The sequence below is a fragment of the Pseudomonas sp. Tn43 genome (genome assembly GCF_014192635.1).
GTDB lineage: Bacteria > Pseudomonadota > Gammaproteobacteria > Pseudomonadales > Pseudomonadaceae > Aquipseudomonas.
In genome coordinates this window covers 66,401-84,626 of sequence record NZ_JACHYG010000007.1, presented here as the reverse complement: position 1 = coordinate 84,626, position 18,226 = coordinate 66,401, and the positions used below count along the sequence as shown (strand labels likewise).

The 18,226-nt window shown below is 59.9% G+C and carries 14 protein-coding genes; 6 read left to right on the top strand and 8 right to left on the bottom strand.

The annotated features are described in order from the left end of the window. Positions 1 to 358: 358 nt before the first annotated feature. From FHW68_RS18820 to FHW68_RS18800, 5 genes are all read left to right on the top strand, one after another. Positions 359 to 3,100 carry an RHS repeat domain-containing protein gene (locus tag FHW68_RS18820; protein ID WP_183682217.1) on the top strand — a complete coding sequence of 914 codons (2,742 nt, stop codon included), beginning with the start codon at positions 359 to 361 and terminating at the stop codon, positions 3,098 to 3,100. 113 nt (positions 3,101 to 3,213) lie between these two features. Further along, entirely contained in the window at positions 3,214 to 4,974 is a 1,761-nt protein-coding gene (locus tag FHW68_RS18815) for an ATP-binding protein (RefSeq protein WP_183682628.1), read from the top strand. Continuing rightward, positions 4,974 to 6,299, top strand: a complete 1,326-nt coding sequence (locus tag FHW68_RS18810) for a sigma-54 dependent transcriptional regulator (RefSeq protein ID WP_095632217.1) — start codon at positions 4,974 to 4,976, stop codon at positions 6,297 to 6,299. The genes FHW68_RS18815 and FHW68_RS18810 overlap by 1 nt, the downstream gene beginning before the upstream one ends. A gap of 277 nt (positions 6,300 to 6,576) precedes the next feature. After that, positions 6,577 to 7,896: an MFS transporter gene (locus tag FHW68_RS18805; RefSeq protein ID WP_183682215.1), complete on the top strand. Its 1,320-nt coding sequence runs from the start codon at positions 6,577 to 6,579 to the stop codon at positions 7,894 to 7,896. A gap of 147 nt (positions 7,897 to 8,043) precedes the next feature. After that, positions 8,044 to 8,673, top strand: a complete 630-nt coding sequence (locus FHW68_RS18800) for a flavin reductase family protein (protein WP_008069593.1) — start codon at positions 8,044 to 8,046, stop codon at positions 8,671 to 8,673. On the opposite strand, the gene FHW68_RS18795 is transcribed toward FHW68_RS18800, so the two are convergent. Both FHW68_RS18795 and FHW68_RS18790 read right to left on the bottom strand, forming a co-directional pair. After that, positions 8,674 to 8,904 carry a hypothetical protein gene (locus FHW68_RS18795; protein WP_095632219.1) on the bottom strand — a complete coding sequence of 77 codons (231 nt, stop codon included), beginning with the start codon at positions 8,902 to 8,904 and terminating at the stop codon, positions 8,674 to 8,676. A 41-nt stretch (positions 8,905 to 8,945) separates the two neighbouring features. Continuing rightward, the gene (locus tag FHW68_RS18790) at positions 8,946 to 9,299 is read right to left on the bottom strand and encodes an antibiotic biosynthesis monooxygenase family protein (RefSeq protein WP_183682213.1); all 354 of its coding nucleotides are present in this window, start codon (positions 9,297 to 9,299) and stop codon (positions 8,946 to 8,948) included. Between the two features lie 405 nt (positions 9,300 to 9,704). Between FHW68_RS18790 and FHW68_RS18785 the strand changes: the two genes are divergently transcribed. Then, positions 9,705 to 10,634, top strand: coding sequence for an AraC family transcriptional regulator (locus tag FHW68_RS18785; RefSeq protein WP_183682211.1), 930 nt, complete (start codon positions 9,705 to 9,707; stop codon positions 10,632 to 10,634). A 129-nt stretch (positions 10,635 to 10,763) separates the two neighbouring features. On the opposite strand, the gene FHW68_RS18780 is transcribed toward FHW68_RS18785, so the two are convergent. From FHW68_RS18780 to FHW68_RS18755, 6 genes are all read right to left on the bottom strand, one after another. Next, positions 10,764 to 11,819: an ABC transporter ATP-binding protein gene (locus FHW68_RS18780; RefSeq protein WP_183682209.1), complete on the bottom strand. Its 1,056-nt coding sequence runs from the start codon at positions 11,817 to 11,819 to the stop codon at positions 10,764 to 10,766. A gap of 18 nt (positions 11,820 to 11,837) precedes the next feature. After that, positions 11,838 to 12,686, bottom strand: coding sequence for an ABC transporter permease (locus FHW68_RS18775; protein ID WP_183682208.1), 849 nt, complete (start codon positions 12,684 to 12,686; stop codon positions 11,838 to 11,840). Then, positions 12,683 to 13,591 carry an ABC transporter permease gene (locus FHW68_RS18770; protein WP_183682206.1) on the bottom strand — a complete coding sequence of 303 codons (909 nt, stop codon included), beginning with the start codon at positions 13,589 to 13,591 and terminating at the stop codon, positions 12,683 to 12,685. Before FHW68_RS18770 ends, FHW68_RS18775 begins: the two co-directional genes overlap by 4 nt. Before the next feature lie 231 nt (positions 13,592 to 13,822). After that, complete coding sequence (locus FHW68_RS18765) at positions 13,823 to 14,926, bottom strand: ABC transporter substrate-binding protein (RefSeq protein ID WP_095632224.1); 1,104 nt, start codon at positions 14,924 to 14,926, stop codon at positions 13,823 to 13,825. A gap of 217 nt (positions 14,927 to 15,143) precedes the next feature. Continuing rightward, positions 15,144 to 16,592 (bottom strand): aldehyde dehydrogenase family protein, encoded by a 1,449-nt coding sequence (locus FHW68_RS18760; protein ID WP_183682203.1) that lies wholly within the window; start codon positions 16,590 to 16,592, stop codon positions 15,144 to 15,146. After that, positions 16,589 to 18,226: a 5-guanidino-2-oxopentanoate decarboxylase gene (locus tag FHW68_RS18755; protein ID WP_183682200.1), complete on the bottom strand. Its 1,638-nt coding sequence runs from the start codon at positions 18,224 to 18,226 to the stop codon at positions 16,589 to 16,591. Before FHW68_RS18755 ends, FHW68_RS18760 begins: the two co-directional genes overlap by 4 nt.

The following is an 18,226-nucleotide window of genomic DNA, read 5'->3' as shown; positions in this document are numbered from 1 at the left end:
AACCAATGGGGAACGGTCTTGGCGATGAAATGGCTTGGCATACTATGGCCGACAGTTTCAGCCAATGAAGCGTCTGTAAAATTATCGAGCGTCCGAACATTTAACACGTGTACTTTTCATCCATGAATTATTGAATGTCCGAGCCTACCCAACATTCTGCCTTTCACTCCTCCTGATTTATTTCAAGACATTAATCCCGCAACGGTCACACCATCGACCCAACCATAGTCTTTTTTACACCTGTCATATCTGACAGGTTACGTCCCCGAGTCGATTTGCTACTGTCGATAACAGGTCGCACAGCAATAATGCGTGCTGCGTTGCAGGTACCGTCGTCTCAGTACCGGATGGGTATCCAATGAGCTTCGACATTCACAGCCATACACCCGTATTGAGCGTCATTGACAGCCGTGGCCTGCCCATTCGCCAAGTCGCTTACCTGCGTAAAGCGACCAGTGACACACTGCAAACCCTCATCGACCGACAACACCATGACCTCGCCGGCCGGCTAATCGAACAATGGGACCCACGCTTGTTCGGCACTGCGCCCAAGGCCAACCTCACCACGATCTACAAACTGTCGGGCCAACCCCTGCTGGTGGACAGTGTGGACGCCGGTTGGCGCCTGAGCCTGCCCGGCCTTGCCGGTCAGCCATTGCAGCGCTGGGATCAACGCGGCAGCCACTGGCAAACTGATTATGATCGTCGACTGCGTGTCGTCGCGTTGCATGAACACCCCTCGGGGCAACCCCAGACTACAGTCGAGCGATTCACCTACGCCGACGGCGCAGCCGACGCCAGCCACAACCTGCGGGGGCAGATGATTCACCGGCAAGATCCGTCGGGCACGGTGACTGTCGACAGCTTCAGCCTGCAAGGCCAGCATCTCAGGGAGACCCGCACTTTCCCCGACGCCAAGGCTTACACCACCGCCTGGTACTACAGCGCCAGTGGACAGCAATTGACTCAGGTCGATGCCGCCGGCCATCGGCAGTACTCGCGTTTCGATGTCGCCGGGCAACTCAAGGACATCCGACTTCAGCTCTACAATGCCCTTGTCGCTCGGCCCATCCTCACCGACATGCGCTACAACGCCGCCGGCCAGATCGAGTCGCAAACCGCCGGTAATGGCGTCGTCAGCACCTGGACCTACGACCGGGCCGATGGGCGCTTGTGTACGTTCAAGGCACACAAACCGGGGGATCCGATACGGCAAGACATGAGCTATTTCCACGACTGCGTCGGCAATATACGGCGCATCGAAGACCACACGCTGACGACTGTATTCTTCGCCAATCAGCGGGTAGACGGCCATCGCGAGTTCACTTACGACTCCCTCTATCGATTGACCAGCGCCAGCGGTTTTGAAGGCGACAGCCCGAACCTGCAGCCGGGCTTGCCGCCGCTGATGGACCCCATCGACCCCCTTCGCCGCTTCAACTACAGCCAAGCGTATGACTACGACGAAGGTGGCAACCTGACCCAATTGCGCCATATCCGCGCTGGCAACAATCACACGCTGCAGATGCGCATCGAGCCTCATGGCAACCGAGGCCTACGCTGGGCGGTAAACGATCCCGAGCCGATATTCGATTCAGCGTTCGATGCCCATGGCAACCTGCAGTCACTGCGACCCGGCCAACCATTGGTCTGGAATCACCGCGATCAACTCGCCATTGCCTGCCTGGTGGAACGGGACAACGCGCCCAACGATGAAGAGATCTACACCTACAGCCAAGGTGTACGGGTGTCCAAACACTTGGTCACCCAGGCCAAATCCGTAACCCACAAGCGAGAAGTGCGTTACCTGCACGGCCTGGAAATCCGTACCCTCGATGACGACGAAGAACTGCAGGTCATTACCCTGCCCGGCAATGTGCGTTGCCTGCACTGGGTCAAGGGTATTCCATCAGGCATCAACAATGATCAACTGCGCTATAGCCTCGACGATCATCTGAGTTCCAGTACCCTGGAGCTGGATGATCTGGGCGCCCTGATCAGCCTGGAATTTTACTACCCGTTTGGCGGTACCGCCTGGTGGGCGGCACGTTCGGCGGTGGAGGCGGATTACAAGACAGTGCGTTATTCGGGCAAGCAAATGGATGTCAGCGGGCTTTACTGTTATGGACTGCGCTATTACGCACCGTGGTTGCAGCGGTGGATCAGCGCCGATCCGCAGGGGGATGTGGATGGGCTGAACCTATACGCCATGGTGGGGAATAATCCGCTGCTTTATGTGGACGGTAACGGTGGATCAAAGGAAAAGCATGACATCTATAACTACGCACTTTTCATTTCAAGCCTCGCCTCAAACGCCAATACAACCAAAAAACAAATCGAGGACATTCTGGCCCGAAGCAACATTTCCAAGAGTCTGCTGAAAAACATGTTTGGCGAAAGTCTGAACGCTACAGCTGCCTTTTTTGGTGGCTTCTATGGTAGCGAGCTACTCGGTGGCTTGCTGCCCGGTGCCGATATCAAACTTGATTCCTTTACCGTCGGTTTTTTCGGTGGAAATGCCGGTGGCGATTTGGCTGCGGATTCAGAGATAAGATTTCATTCGCCCAAACTGGTACGTCCACTCATACCGCAAACATCAACCATGTCCATTGCCGAGATTGACCGCCAGGCGGGCATCGATAACAGCAGCGACGCTAATAGCGCCCTGGAACAAGGGATGCGCGTATTCATTGGCAGATTTGTTGGCTCGGTGGTTCCAGGCGTCAGTGTTGTACTTGCTCTGGGTTCGCGGGTCCAGGAAGCAGAGGACATCAAGAGCGGCCTCTCGCCTATGAAAATCGATAAAATCCAGACGATGCTCAGTCAATGGCAAACCACCATTGAACAACGCTGGGCGGCAGCACAAGCCAACTTCAAAAAGTTGGGGGCCGACGTCATCTACCCCGCTGACCTATTACCCAACGTGAATAACTTGATGCCTAAAAGTATGCTCGCTCCCATTCATCGGGTCCGTCTGGAGCAGCAAACCAAAGTCACCTTGGCCATCATAAACCGCACTCAATACTTTGTGGATGCCTACAAAAAATCCCGAACCACAGATAATCAATTTATGGAAAGGCAACGAAAACCCCCAAAATAACAGCGAAACACAGGGCAACCACCATCCGACCAGGATGCAAGGGAGTGTTGCAACGGTGACAAGCCATGAGGGCATGCTATCGTTCGCGCCCGTTTTCCAGTGTTTTCGATAGCATGATTCCGACTGCTCGTACCCTGCGTTTGTCGTTATATTGCCTGCTGATTCTCATCGGCGCGGCGCTCGCTGCCACCCTGGCCATCCGCCACGCCGAGCGTCAGGCGCTGGAAGAAGACGCCGCCCGCGCCAGTCAGCAATTGGCGTTATACGCCAACGCCCTGCATACGCTGATTGAACGCTATCGCGCCCTGCCTGCCGTCTTGGCGCTGGACCCGCAATTGCGCGCCGCGCTAAACGGTGAAGTGAGCCCCGAAGAGCAGCTTGCATTGAATCGCAAACTGGAAAAAATCAACGGCGCCGCGCAGTCCTCGACCCTCGAGTTGCTGGATCGCACCGGCCTCGCGGTCGCCGCCAGCAACTGGCGCCTGCCCAGCAGTTACGTCGGCCACAATTACGGTTTTCGCCCCTACTTCAGCCAGACCCGCACCCAGGGCACCGGGCGTTTTTATGCGGTAGGCGTCACCAGCGGCATTCCCGGTTACTTCCTGTCCAGCGCAGTGACCAGCGACAGCGGTGAGTTTCTCGGTGCCATGGTGGTCAAACTCGAATTCCCGGAACTGGAGCGCGAATGGCGCCAGGGCAGCGACACGTTGCTGGTCAGCGATGCACGCGGGATCATCTTCATCGCTAACCAGCCGGGCTGGCGTTATCGCCTGCTGCGGCCACTCAGCATCAGCGATCACACCGAGCTCAAGACCACTCGCCAATACGACAAGCAGCCACTGACCCCGCTTGAATATCGTTCGATACGACGCTTCGACGACAACAGTGATTTGACCCGGGTCAATGGCCCCGAGGGCACGGCAGATTACCTCTGGGAATCCCTGCCGCTGGCCGCCGAAGGCTGGACGCTGCATTTGCTGCGCCGCCCGCAAGTAGCTTTCGAAGACCTGCGAAACGCCGGGCTCGCGGCCGCCGGGGTGTGGCTGGCCATAGTGTTTCTGCTGCTGTTCCTCAATCAGCGTTGGCGCCTGGCAAAATTGCGCCAGCGCAGCCGCGAAGAACTCGAACGACTGGTGGAAGAACGCACCCGGGATTTGCGCACCGCCCAGGACGGTCTGGTGCAATCGGCCAAACTCGCGGCGCTGGGGCAAATGTCGGCGGCGCTGGCCCATGAAATCAACCAGCCACTGACCGCCCAGCGCATGCAACTGGCGACCTTGCGCCTGCTGCTCGATCACGGTCGTGTCGAGGACGCTTACAAGGCGCTGAAACCGGTGGACGATATGCTCACCCGCATGGCCGCCCTCACCGGCCACCTGAAAACCTTCGCCCGCAAAAGCCCCAGCGGCCTGCGTGAACGGCTGGACCTGGCAGCGGTGGTCGATCAATCCTTGCAGTTGCTGGATGCGCGCTTGCGGGATGAAAAGGTCAGTCTCGTGCTGCACCTGACGCGCCCGGCCTGGGTGCGTGGCGATGCGATTCGTCTGGAACAGGTGCTGATCAACTTGCTGCGCAACGCTTTGGATGCGATGCACGACAAAACCTGCAAACGTCTGCAAATCCGTCTTGAAGCCGACGAACAGCTCTGGCGCCTGACCGTCGCCGATAACGGTGGCGGCATTGCCGAAGAACATCTGGCGCAAGTCTTCGATCCGTTCTTTACCACTAAACCGGTGGGCGATGGCCTGGGTCTGGGACTGGCCGTATCCTTCGCTATCGTCCACGAAGCGGGCGGTCGCTTGAGCGCTGACAATGGCGAAAACGGCGCGGTATTCACCTTGACGTTGCCTATAGATCTGGAGGTCCCCGCCTGATGCTCAACTCGGTGATGGTGGTCGATGACGAAAGCAGCATCCGCAGTGCTGTCGAACAATGGCTGAGCCTGTCGGGGTTCGAGGTGCAGCTGTTCAGCCGCGCCGACGAATGCCTGGCGCAACTGCCCAGGCATTTTCCCGGGGTGATTCTCAGCGATGTGCGCATGCCCGGCATGACAGGTATGGAGCTGCTGGCTGAAGTCCAGCGCCGCGATGCCGATTTGCCGGTGATCCTGCTGACCGGTCATGGCGATGTGCCGATGGCGGTCGAAGCGATGCGCGATGGTGCCTACGATTTCCTCGAAAAGCCCTTCAGCCCGGAAGCCCTGATGAGCAGCCTGCGCCGGGCGCTGGACAAGCGTCGACTGGTGCTGGAGAACCGCGCATTGCATGAGCAGGCGGACAATCGCGCCAAACTCGATGCCACGCTGCTGGGAGTGTCCCGTGGTTTGCAGAGCCTGCGCCGCCAAGTGCTGGATTTGGCGATGCTGCCGGTCAATGTGCTGATCCGTGGCGAAACCGGCAGCGGCAAGGAATTGGTTGCCCGTTGCCTGCACGACTTCGGTCCGCGCGCCGACAAAGCCTTCGTGGCGCTCAACTGCGCAGCGATTCCCGAGCAGTTGTTCGAAGCCGAACTGTTCGGCCATGAGAGCGGCGCATTCACCGGTGCCCAAGGCAAACGCATCGGCAAGCTAGAATACGCCGATGGCGGCACGCTGTTTCTCGATGAAATCGAAAGCATGCCGCTGGCCCAGCAAGTGAAACTGCTGCGGGTGTTGCAGGAGCAGAAGCTTGAGCGCCTGGGTTCCAACCAGAGCATCCACGTGGACTTGCGGATCATCGCCGCGACCAAACCCGACTTGCTGGATGAAGCCCGGGCCGGACGCTTTCGCGAGGATCTGGCCTATCGATTGAACGTCGCCGAGTTGCGTCTGCCGCCATTGCGTGATCGGCGCGAAGACATTCCCTTGTTGTTCGAGTTCTTCGCGCGAAGTGCCGCCGAACGTTTGGGACGCACTTTTGCGCCCTTGAGCGGGCCGCAACTGAGCCATCTGCTGAGCCACGACTGGCCGGGCAATGTGCGCGAACTGGCGAACGTCGCCGAGCGCCAAGTGCTGGGCCTCGGCGAACCGGAACCGGCGGGAATCGACGCAGGCCAGTCACTGGCTGCGCAGCAAGAAGCCTTCGAAGCCCATTGTCTGCGCGCGGCACTGACCCGGCATAAGGGTGATGTGAAAGCGGTGCTGGAAGAGCTGCAACTGCCGCGCCGTACCTTTAATGAAAAGATGCAGCGCCATGGCCTGACCCGCGAGATGTTCATCTGACACAAAACGCCCCCCCAGATCTGTAGGAGCGAGGCTTGCCCGCGAAGCTTTTGGTGGTCTTGATGGCCTCTTCGCGGGCAAGCCTCGCTCCTACAGGGGGCCAGTTCGTGCGCGGAAATCCGCTCGTTACCTTGCGCGCAATAAGCGGATTTCCGCTCAATAAAATCCGCTACCCCCTCTAAACCGGCCTTCCTCTGCTTGGCACAGCTCCTGCTATAGCTCCAGCAGGCTGCGTTTTAACGCGCTCCACAAAAACAATTAAACGAAGGATCCTTCAATGGATAACTCCAACGCCCTGCCCCTTGGGTCGGCTGCCGCGCCAGCCAAAGAAAGAACCACCGCCAGCCGGATCAAATCGATCTTCAGCGGCTCTGTCGGCAACATGGTCGAGTGGTACGACTGGTACGTCTATGCCGCCTTCTCCCTGTACTTCGCCAAAGCCTTCTTCCCTAAAGGCGACACCACCGCACAACTGCTCAACACCGCCGCGATCTTCGCCGTGGGCTTCCTGATGCGCCCGATCGGTGGCTGGCTGATGGGGCTGTACGCCGACAAGGCCGGTCGCAAACGCGCATTGATGGCCTCGGTGTACCTGATGTGCTTCGGCTCGCTGCTGATCGCCCTGAGCCCGGGTTATGAAACCATCGGCATCGGCGCGCCGATCCTGCTGGTGTTCGCCCGCCTGCTGCAAGGTCTGTCGGTGGGTGGCGAGTACGGCACCTCGGCCACTTACCTCAGCGAGATGGCGACCAAGGAACGTCGCGGCTTCTACTCCAGCTTCCAGTACGTAACCCTGATTTCCGGCCAGCTCATCGCCCTGGGTGTGCTGATCGTGCTGCAAAATATCCTGACCACCGAAGAGCTGTACGCCTGGGGCTGGCGCATTCCGTTCGCCATCGGCGCGCTGTGTGCCGTGGTCGCGCTGTACCTGCGTCGTGGCATGGAAGAAACCGAGTCGTTCACCAAGAAAGAGAAAGCCAAGGAAAGCGCAATGCGCACCTTGCTGCGCCATCCCAAGGAACTGATGACCGTGGTCGGCCTGACCATGGGCGGCACGCTGGCGTTCTACACCTACACCACGTACATGCAGAAATACCTGGTGAACACCGTCGGCATGAGCATTTCCGACTCCACCACGATTTCCGCGGCCACACTGTTCCTGTTCATGTGCCTGCAACCGATCATCGGCGGGCTGTCGGATAAAGTCGGTCGTCGTCCGATCCTGATCGCCTTCGGTATTCTCGGGACCCTGTTCACCGTGCCGATCCTGACCACCCTGCACACTATCCAGAGCTGGTGGGGCGCGTTCTTCCTGATCATGGCAGCGCTGATCATCGTCAGCGGCTACACCTCGATCAACGCGGTGGTCAAAGCCGAGCTGTTTCCCACCGAGATCCGTGCACTGGGCGTCGGCCTGCCCTACGCACTGACGGTGTCGATCTTCGGCGGTACCGCTGAATACATCGCGCTGTGGTTCAAAAGCATTGGCATGGAAACCGGTTACTACTGGTATGTCACGGCGTGCATCGCGGTGTCGCTGCTGGTGTACATCACCATGAAAGACACCCGCAAACATTCGCGGATCGAGACGAACTGAGTCCGACACGCAATAAAAACAGGGGCAGACCTTAACGGATCTGCCCCTTTTTATTTGCCCGCTCCCACAGTGATCGAGGATGGGCTGGAAATATGCTGCCGGTCCTTGCACCATGATCACCTCCCGAACGCCCCAGGAATTCACGGTATGCCCGACGACATCCACTTCTACGAACCCGCCAACGGCCACGGTCTGCCGCATGATCCGTTCAATGCCATCGTCGGCCCGCGCCCTATCGGCTGGATTTCTTCCCAGGACGCCAACGGTTGCTTGAACCTGGCGCCCTACAGCTTTTTCAATGCCTTCAACTACATTCCGCCGATCATCGGGTTTTCCAGCGTCGGGCGCAAAGACAGCCTGAACAACATCGAGCAGACCGGCGAATTTGCCTGGAACCTGGCGACCCGGCCACTGGCCGAACAAATGAACCAGAGCTGCGCCATGGTCGGGCCGCAGGTCAATGAATTCGAACTGTCCGGGCTGACCACCGTGGCGTCGAAAATCATTCAGGTGCCACGGGTCGCCGAAAGTCCGGTGTCCTTCGAGTGCAAGGTCACACAGATCATTCAGTTGCAGCGCGCCAACAAGGAAGTGGTGCCAAGCTGGCTGATTCTCGGCGAAGTGGTTGCCGTGCACATCGCCAAATGGCTGTTGAAGGATGGGGTATACGACACCGCCGCGGCAGAACCGATTCTGCGCGGCGGCGGGCCGGCGGATTACTTTCAGCTGGGGCCAGAAGCATTGTTCAAGATGTTCCGCCCCGGGGCGGTCAAGTGATTACCAGAGCAAGTCGGCGTCTTCTTTAACGTCTTTGAGGCGGGTCAGTTCTTTGGCCGCGGCCTCGTCGGCTTCATGAGCGGTTTTGAAAATCCGGTCTTCCAGCACTTTGTGAAAAGTCGGGGCACCGGAACCGCCCAGGGCTTTGACGGCAATCGCGGCGTGGTAACCGCCCTCGCCCGGTACTACTGCTGAAACGGCTTCGAAGTGTTCAAAGGCTTTACGTGCCATGTCGTGGATCCTGGCTAATGGAGAGTTGCGCCATTAAACCCTCAACCGACGAGTTTGTGTACCGCTGCCTGGGACTGGCCAAGGGCCTGGGCCGCCGAGACATCCTTGAAGGTATGGAAATCCAGGCTATTGACCACCAGCTCCTGCACCAGCTCGGCAAAAATCTGCATCGCCGGGCTGCCGAAGTAAGCGGTCATGGCCTGTTGGTTGTCCCAGAAACCGGACACCAGCCACAGCTCGGGATCGCACTGCGAGTGCTGCAGGGAAAAACTCAGGCAACCCGGCGCGTTGCGCGACGGCTCGATCAGGGCGCTCAGGCGCGCACCGAGTTCTGCCGAACGCCCGGCGCGGGCGCGAATGAAGGCCATATGACTGACGGGGATCTGCGTAGACATGTTCAACCCTCCCAGGTCATCCAGTGGCAGCCGGGGACGGGCTGCGACAGGATCCAAGATTAGGCGGCGTGTCGCAGCCGTCGTTAGTCGATTCCTGCCGACGCATTGCACAATCCTGCGAGACTTGGCTCAACACCTGTAACAACCTGTAAAACCCGTCACACCACTGTCACACGAGCTTTGTGTAGGAGCTGCCGAAGGCTGCGATCTTTTGACTTCTGTTTTTAAGGTCTAGAGATCGCAGCTTTCGGCAGCGCCTACAGGGGGAGGTTTGCGTCAGCTGACGGGGCGATACATGAAGCTCCGTGCAGAATCAGGCAAGCTTTTGGCAGGATGTGTCTACCGCTGCCCCTTGCACAAATTTAAGCTCAGCCCATTATCAACGCGTCACCGAGGATGCCCAGCATGTCGTCGCTCGATCACTTTCAAGCCCCGCTGGATGCCGACATGGAAAAACAGCGAGCGGAACTGGCCGCCCTCATCCGTCGTAACACGATGGAGGATGGCACGTACGCCACCGCCGTCGATTCGCTGTTCATGTCGCGCCACAGCAAGAACCATGATTTCGCCCCGGTGCTGGCGCAACCGGCCCTGTGCATCATGGCCCAGGGACGCAAGGAAGTGCGGCTGGCGGATGAATACTTCAATTACGACCCGCTGAATTACCTGGTGGTCTCGGTCTCGATGCCGTTGAGCGGGCGGGTGGTGAATGTCTCGCCGGAAGAACCGATCCTCGCCGTGCGACTGGACATCGACCCCGCGGAAATCAGCGCGCTGATTGCCGACGCCGGCCCCATCGGCGTCCCTACACGGCCCACCGGCCGCGGTCTGTATGTCGAGCAGATCGACACGGCAATGCTTGACGCCGTGTTGCGGCTGGCACGTTTGCTGGACACACCCAAAGACATCGCCATGCTGGCGCCGCTGATTCGTCGGGAGATTCTGTATCGGTTGTTGCGCAGCCAGCAGGGGCATCGGCTGTATGAGATCGCGATCGCCAACAGCCAGAGCCATCGCATCAGCCAGGCGATCAAATGGCTCAACGGCAATTATGAGCAACCGCTGCGCATCGATGATCTGGCGCGGGAAGTGAACCTGAGCGTGTCGACATTGCATCACCGGTTCAAGGCGATGACGGCGATGAGTCCGCTGCAATATCAGAAGCAGTTGCGCCTGCAAGAGGCGCGACGGCTGATGCTGGCCGAGGGGCTGGAAGCTTCGGCGGCGGGTTATCGGGTGGGGTATGAAAGCCCTTCGCAGTTCAGCCGGGAATACAGCCGATTGTTCGGCGCGCCGCCGCTGCGGGATCTGGCGCGGTTGCGGTTGTCGGTTTGATCCGGCATTTGCTGTGTGGCTGATGGCCTCATCGCGGGCAAGCCCGCTCCCACAAGGACCGGTGTACACAGCCCCTGTGGGAGCGGGCTTGCCCGCGATGAGGCCAGGAAGACCAACATCAAATCTGGATCAGGCGCTTAGTACTCGGCACGCCTCAGCCGGCAAGGTCACCGACACCGGATTGCCAATGCTCAACCCGACTCCCTGACACGGCGTGCTCAACGCGGTAAACGACACCCCGGAACACTCGACGGTGGTTTCTATCGTCGCCCCGATATCCCGCACGAACGTCACCTTCCCGAGCAAGCGATTGCCCGCTGTGGCCTGGGGTTGCGACAGTTGCAGATCTTCCGGGCGAATCAGCATTTTCACCTTTTCCCCCACCACAATGCTGCTGCAGATCGGCACTTGCAGCGCATCGCCACCGGGCAAGCTGACCTTGCCGTTGCCCAGCGCCGTGGCCGGGAAAATATTCCCCGAACCGATAAAGTCCGCGACGAATTCATTGGCCGGATGCCGGTAGATTTCAATCGGCGAGCCCACCTGCTGCACGCGATGTTCCCCCAGCACCACCACGATGTCGGCCATGGTCATGGCTTCGCGCTGGTCGTGGGTGACCATGATGGTGGTGATGTTCAAACGTTGTTGCAGCTGACGGATTTCCACCTGCATCGACTCGCGCAGCTTGGCGTCCAGCGCCGACAGCGGTTCATCGAGCAGGAGGATTTTCGGCCGCGAGGCAATCGCCCGGGCAATCGCCACGCGCTGACGCTGACCGCCGGAGAGTTTCGCCACCGGCCGATCAATCATTTCCTGCAGCTGGATCAACTCCAGCAACTCCACCACACGCGCTTGTTGATCCGCCTTGCTGACCCCGCGCAGTTTCAGCGGATAGGCGATGTTTTCCCCCACCGTCATGTGCGGGAACAGCGCCAGCGATTGAAACACCATGCCGAAATTACGTTGATGCGCCGGCGTATGACCGATGTCTTCACCTTCCAGGCGAATCTCGCCACCGGTCAGGGTTTCCAGCCCGGCGATCATCCGCAGCAAGGTGGTTTTGCCGCAGCCCGAAGGGCCGAGGAAACACACCAGTTTGCCCTCGGGCAAATGCAGGTTCACATCCTTGACCGCGCAGGCCGAGCCGTAATGTTTCTCGACGTTTTCCAGAATCAGACCAGTCATATGAATCACCTCAAGAAATCAGAACGAAACGCCACCTTCGCCAACCAGCTTCTCCAACGCCCAGATGAGGACGAAGTCGATCAGCACGATCAGCACGGCAAACGAGAAAACGGTAGGGTCGAGCGAAGACACGGTGCGGCTGTACATCCAGATCGGCACGGTCATGACGTCGATGGTGTAGAGGAAATAGGTCACGGTGAATTCGTTGAACGAGACGATGAACGCCAGCAGCATGCCCGCCAGAATCCCCGACTTCATCAGTGGCACTACCACATCGACAATCGCCCGAATCGGTGAAGCGCCGAGCATCTGCGCGGCCTCTTCAACTTCGCTGCCGATGGAGAGCATCGCCGCGGTGCAGTTTTTCACCACGAACGGCAGCGCCAGAATCACGTGGGCAATCACCAGCCGCGAGGTGGTGATGTGGAACGGCAGGCTGTCGAACACCAGCAGCAAGGCCAGGCCCAACACCACCATCGGGAACACCAGTGGCAGCGACATCAATTGCAGTGCCACGGCCTTGCCGCGGAACTCGCAACGGGTCAACGCATAGGCTGCCGGCACCGCGATAATCGTGGCGAAAACCATGGTCAGGCAGGCCACCATAAGGCTGGTGGTCATGGCTTTGCCGAGGCTGAGCACATCGCTGGCGTCCGGCGACACGAAGGTGTTCCAGGCGGCTTTGTACCATTGCAGGCTGTAGCTGCTGGGCGGGAAGTCGAGGTTCGACGCACCGCTGAACGACATGACGATCATGGTCAGAATCGGCAGCACCGCCAGCAGCAAGATGAAGCCCGACAGGATGCCGGCGAACTTGCCGGTATCGCCTGGCAGCAGCGAGTGGCGCTTCTTGATCAGGGTGCTCATTGGGAAGCCTCCAGCATGCGCCGACGACGGCCGGTGATGTATTCGGACAAGGTCATGATCGCCAGGGTGGTGACGATCAGCACCACACCGGCAGCGGATGCGGCGGGCCAGTTCATCAGCGGAGCGATCTGGTCATGCACCATCACCGCCAGCATCGGCACGCGCCGACCACCGAGCAACAGTGGCACCACGAAGCTGCTGGCGTTGTAGGCAAACACCAGCGTCGCGCCGGTGATGATCCCCGGCAAACTCATCGGCAACACCACTTGGCGAAACACCTGCAAGCGACTGGCGCCGAGGGTGGCGGCTGCTTCTTCGTACGTGCGGGCGACGCCGCGCATGGCGCTGGCAATCGGCAGCACGGCCAATGGGAACGCGGTTTGCACCAGGCCCATCAACACGCCGTTCTGGTTGTACAGCAGCATGATCGGCCGCTTGATCAGGCCCAGCCCCATCAGCGCCTGATTGAGCATGCCGCCGGGGCCGAGAATCACCAGCCAGCCATAGCTTTGCAGCAACAGGTTGACCAGCAACGGCAGCAGCACCGCTGCGAGGAAGATCCGCCGCACCAACGGTGAGGTCAGCCGCGACATGGTGTAGGCCACCGGGATCGCCAGCAGCACCGCAATCACCGCGCTGATCAGCGCCAGGCGCAACGTCAGCAGCAACGATTTGAGGTAATAGGGTTCCAGCAATTGGGCGTAACTGGCCAGGCTGAAGCCCGACCACTCCGCGCCTTTGGTACCGACGCTCATGCGCAGCACCAAAAGGCTGGCGGCAATCAGCACGCCAAGAAACAGCATCGACGGCGAAAGGAAAAGCCACGCACGCGCCGTCGGTGAGACACCCCGGTTGATGCGCACGGGTGCGGCGCTTACCGGGTGGGTCAGAGGTTGGTGTTCCATAGCAAGGGTCTCGTCAATGGAAGATCATTGGCGCAAGAAGGCGGGTATCAACCCGATCCCTTGTAGGAGCTGCCGAAGGCTGCGATCTTTTGATCCTGATCTTTTCTGGAGCCGATGAAGATCAAGATCAAGATCAAAAGATCGCAGCCTTCGGCAGCTCCTACAGGGAGATCCGGTCAGCCGTCACACCTGTGCCGCAATGAGGCTCGAAGAACCTCCTCGCCATTCAGATCAGGAAGAAAAGATTTCCGTGTAACGACGAATCCATTGGTCATGCACGGTGGCCAGGAAGGCGTTGTCATGCATGATCGCCTTTTCGGCAATCTGCTCCGGCGTGAGGATGTACGGGCTCTTGCGCGCTTCGGCGGAGATGATCGCCTTGGCGTTGACCGGGCCGTTGTAGATATCTTCGGCCATCTTGCCCTGCACCAGCGGGTCCAGAGAGTGGTTGATGAAGGCGTAGGCCAAATCGATATCGCCCGGACGATTCTTCGGCATCACCGACAGCATCAGGTCGGTATAAAAGCCTTCCTTCATGCCGAACGTGGCGCCCAGGCCGTAGGACGAATCGCGAATCTGTTTAGGGAAAAACGCCGGCGCGTACAAGCCGCCCATGTCCAGGGAACCGGTGCGGAACAGCTCGGCGATCTGGTTCGGGTTCTCGCCCAAGGTCACGACGCGGTCTTTCAGCTCGGCGAGCTTCTTGAAACCTGGCTCGATGTTGTGTTCGTCACCACCGGCCAGTTTGGCGGCGATGATGATCAGGTCCATGGCCTCGGTCCAGTTCGGCGGCGGCAGGAAGATGTTCGGCGACAGTTCGGCGTCCCACAGGGCGGCATAACTGTCTGGCGCCTCCTTGATGGTGCGGGTGCTGTAGACAAGGCTGTTGCACCACAGCAGGTAACCGATGCCGTGACCGTTGGCGCCAGTGCGGTATTTTTCCGGCACATCGATCAGGTTAGGGATGCGGTTGAGATCGGGTTTTTCCAGCAGGTTGGCGGCGGCCAGACCTTCGGCGCCGACGCCGGCCAGGGTGATAATGTCGTACTGCGGGCGATCACCGCCGGCCTTGAGTTTGGCGACCATCTCCGAGGTGCTGCCGGTGCGGTCGGCGATGACTTTGCAGCCGTACTTGGCTTCGAACGTCGCGGCGATATTGCGCAGTGCCGCAAGGCCGGTGTCGTCGGACCACGTCAGCAAGCGCAGGGTTTTGCCCTGGAAGCGTGTGTCGCTGGCATTGGCCTTGATGAACGGCATGCTCATGGCCGCCGCAGCCACGGACGCTACGCCCACGGTTTTGATGAATTGACGTCTGTTCAGATCGTGCTCGCCCATGAAGGACTCCCTTTGTTTTTTTAAGTATGAGGTTGGTCGCAACCGTTGCATCCGCGCGGCCAGATCGGCTGAAGTCCCCGGTTTCAAAGGACTTGAGCTTGACCTGCGGGTTCATCCTGAGGTCGTGCAAAACACCTGACTATCGATAAAAACTCATTGAAGCCATGACGCTGGCGCATGCCTCATCGCGAGGCATGCGCTCACCTTTTTCGTGCTGTCAGACGGCCCGAATCACGTGTTTGATTTCCTGGAAAGCCTGCAAACCCCACGGCCCCAATTCGCGGCCGATGCTGCTCTGTTTGTAGCCACCCCAGGCGGTCTGCGGGAAGATCACCTGCGGCGCGTTGATCCACACAAGCCCCGCCTGCAAAGCGTTGGCGACCCGATCGGCCGCGTCGGCATCACGCGTAACCACGCTGGCCACCAGGCCGAACTGGCTGTCGTTGGCCAGGGCAATCGCCTCGGCTTCAGAGGTGAAACTGCGCACGCAAATCACCGGGCCGAAAATCTCTTCGCACCACAACGCACTGTCGAGGGGCACGTCGATGAAAAGAGTCGGCTGCAAAAAATAGCCGCGGGGCAAATCTGCCGGCCGATTACCGCCGCAGATCAGCTTTGCGCCAGCGCTCAAACCGCGATCGATGTGGCCCAGCACACGTTGGTATTGCACTTGGTTGACCAGTGCGCCCATTTCCACGTTCGGGTCGAACGGGTCGGACACGCGAATGGCTTCGGCGCGTGCCTTCAATCGCGCGACAAACTCTTGCGCCAGCTCATCGGCCACCAGCACGCGACTGGTGGCGGAACACATCTGCCCGGCGTTGAAGAAACCACCGCCACAGGCCACTTCCACCGCCAATTCGATATCGGCATCGGCGAGTACCAGCAGCGAAGATTTACCGCCCAGTTCCAGGCTCACGCCTTTCACCGTTTCTGCCGCTCGCTGCATCACCTGCACGCCCACCGCGTTGCTGCCGGTGAAGGAAATCTTGGCGATACGTGGGTCAGCCGACAGCGGCGCGCCGACGGCCAGGCCAGTGCCGCAGACCAGATTGAACACACCGTCTGGCAGACCGGCCTCGGCAATGATCGTCGCCAGTTGCAGCTCTGGCAGCGGCGTCACTTCCGACGGTTTGAGCACCACGCAGCAACCGGCGGCCAGGGCCGGGGCGAGTTTCCAGGCGGTGGTGACCATCGGGAAATTCCACGGCACGATCAGCCCCACCACACCGCACGGTTCGCGGCGCAAACGGGCGCTGAAATCATCGCTCGGCAACGCCACGGCGCTGTCTTGCTTGGCGTCCAGGCCTTCGGCCAGCTCGGCGTAATATTCAAAGGTGGCGATCACGTCGTCGACGTCGATGGCCGCTTCGAACAACGGTTTGCCGTTGTTGCTCGACTGTAATTTCATCAACTGCTCACGGCCGGCCTGCACGCCCGCGGTGATTCTGCGCAGGATCGCCCCGCGCTCGACGCCGGTGGTTTTCGACCATTGTTTGAACGCATGGGTCGCGGCTGTGATGGCCTGATCGACGGCCTGCGCATCGCCGCCATTAACGGTGGTCAACAGGGCTTCGGTCGCCGGGTTGATCACGCGCAGATGTTCGTTGCCGGCGGCCCATTGGCCGTTGATGTACAGGCCATCCAAAGTAGTTGGAAAACTCATTGCGACACCGCCTTCATCCACTCGGTCTGGTCGATTTCAATCAGGGTCGGGCCCTGGCGATCGGTGGCGAGGCGCAACGCATCACGCAATCCGTCAACACTGCTGACCGCCTCGGCCGCACAGCCCAGGGCCTTGGCCACACCGATGAAATCGGGGGTGTAGATGTCCACGCCCACCGGCTCGATGGCACGGTTGACCATGTATTTCTTGATCTCTTCGTAGCCCTGGTTATTCCACAGCAGGACGATCACCGGGGTGCGGGCTTCCACCGCACTGGCCAGTTCCGGCAGGGTGAATTGCAGGCCACCGTCGCCGATCAGGCACACCGCCGGAGGGCGTGCGCCGCCTTCGACGCGGCCACCGAGCCAGGCGCCAATCGCCGCTGGCAAGGCGTAACCGAGGGTGCCGTAACCGGTGGACGAGTTGAACCAGCGGCGCGGGCGCTCCGGGTTGAAGGTCAGGTTGCCGGTGTACACCGGTTGGGTCGAATCGCCGACGAACACCGCGTTCGGCAATTCATGCAAAACGGTTTCCAGGAAGCGAGTCTGGGCCAGCGTCGGGGCGTCCCAGGATGCGGCCAATTCATCGCGCAAACGCGCGGCACGTACCTGGCCCCAATCGTTGCAACGCTCGGCCAGCGACTGGTGGGACAGCGCACTCAGCAAGGCCTGGGCGGCGTTGCGCGAGTCGGCCACCAACGCGACTGTCGGCGGGTAATTACGCACGGTTTGGTCAGGGTCGATGTCCACGCGCAGCAGCACGCCAGGAATTTCGAAGCCGCCGGCAAAGGTGATGTCGTAATCGGTTTCGGCCAGTTCGGTGCCGATGGCCAGCACCACGTCGGCCTCGGCGACCAGCGCGCGGGTGGCCACCAGGCTTTGGGTCGAACCGATCAGCAACGGATGACGGGATTCGAGCATGCCTTTGGCGTTGATGGTCAGGGCCACCGGTGCGTCCAGCCGTTCGGCCAGTTCGGTCAATTCGGCCGCCGCATCAATGGCACCGCCACCGGCGAGAATCAATGGGCGCCTGGCATCGGCCAGCAGGTCAGCCATGCGACTGATCGCACTAGGCGAAGCACCGGCGCGATCGATATTCACCGGCACGCTGACGAGCAGGTCATCAGCCTCTTCGACCAATACGTCCAAAGGGATTTCGATGTGTACCGGACGCGGACGACCCGCTTGGAACAGTGCGAAGGCGCGAGCCAATACGCCCGGCAATTCAGCGGCCGACATCAAAGTGTGAGAGAACGCCGCCACACCGCCGACCAGTGCGCTTTGGTTCGGCAGTTCATGCAGCTTGCCGCGACCGCCGCCCAATTGGCTGCGCGATTGCACACTGGAGATCACCAGCATCGGGATCGAATCGGCGTAAGCCTGGCCCATGGCGGTGGTGATGTTGGTCATGCCAGGGCCGGTGATGATGAAGCACACACCCGGTTTACCGCTGGTGCGTGCGTAACCGTCGGCCATGAAACCGGCGCCCTGTTCGTGACGCGGAGTGACGTGATTGATGCCCGAACGGGCCAGCCCGCGATACAGCTCCACGGTGTGAACCCCGGGAATGCCGAACACCTGCTCGACCCCGTAACCTTCGAGTAACTTGACCAATACTTCGCCACACGTCGCCAT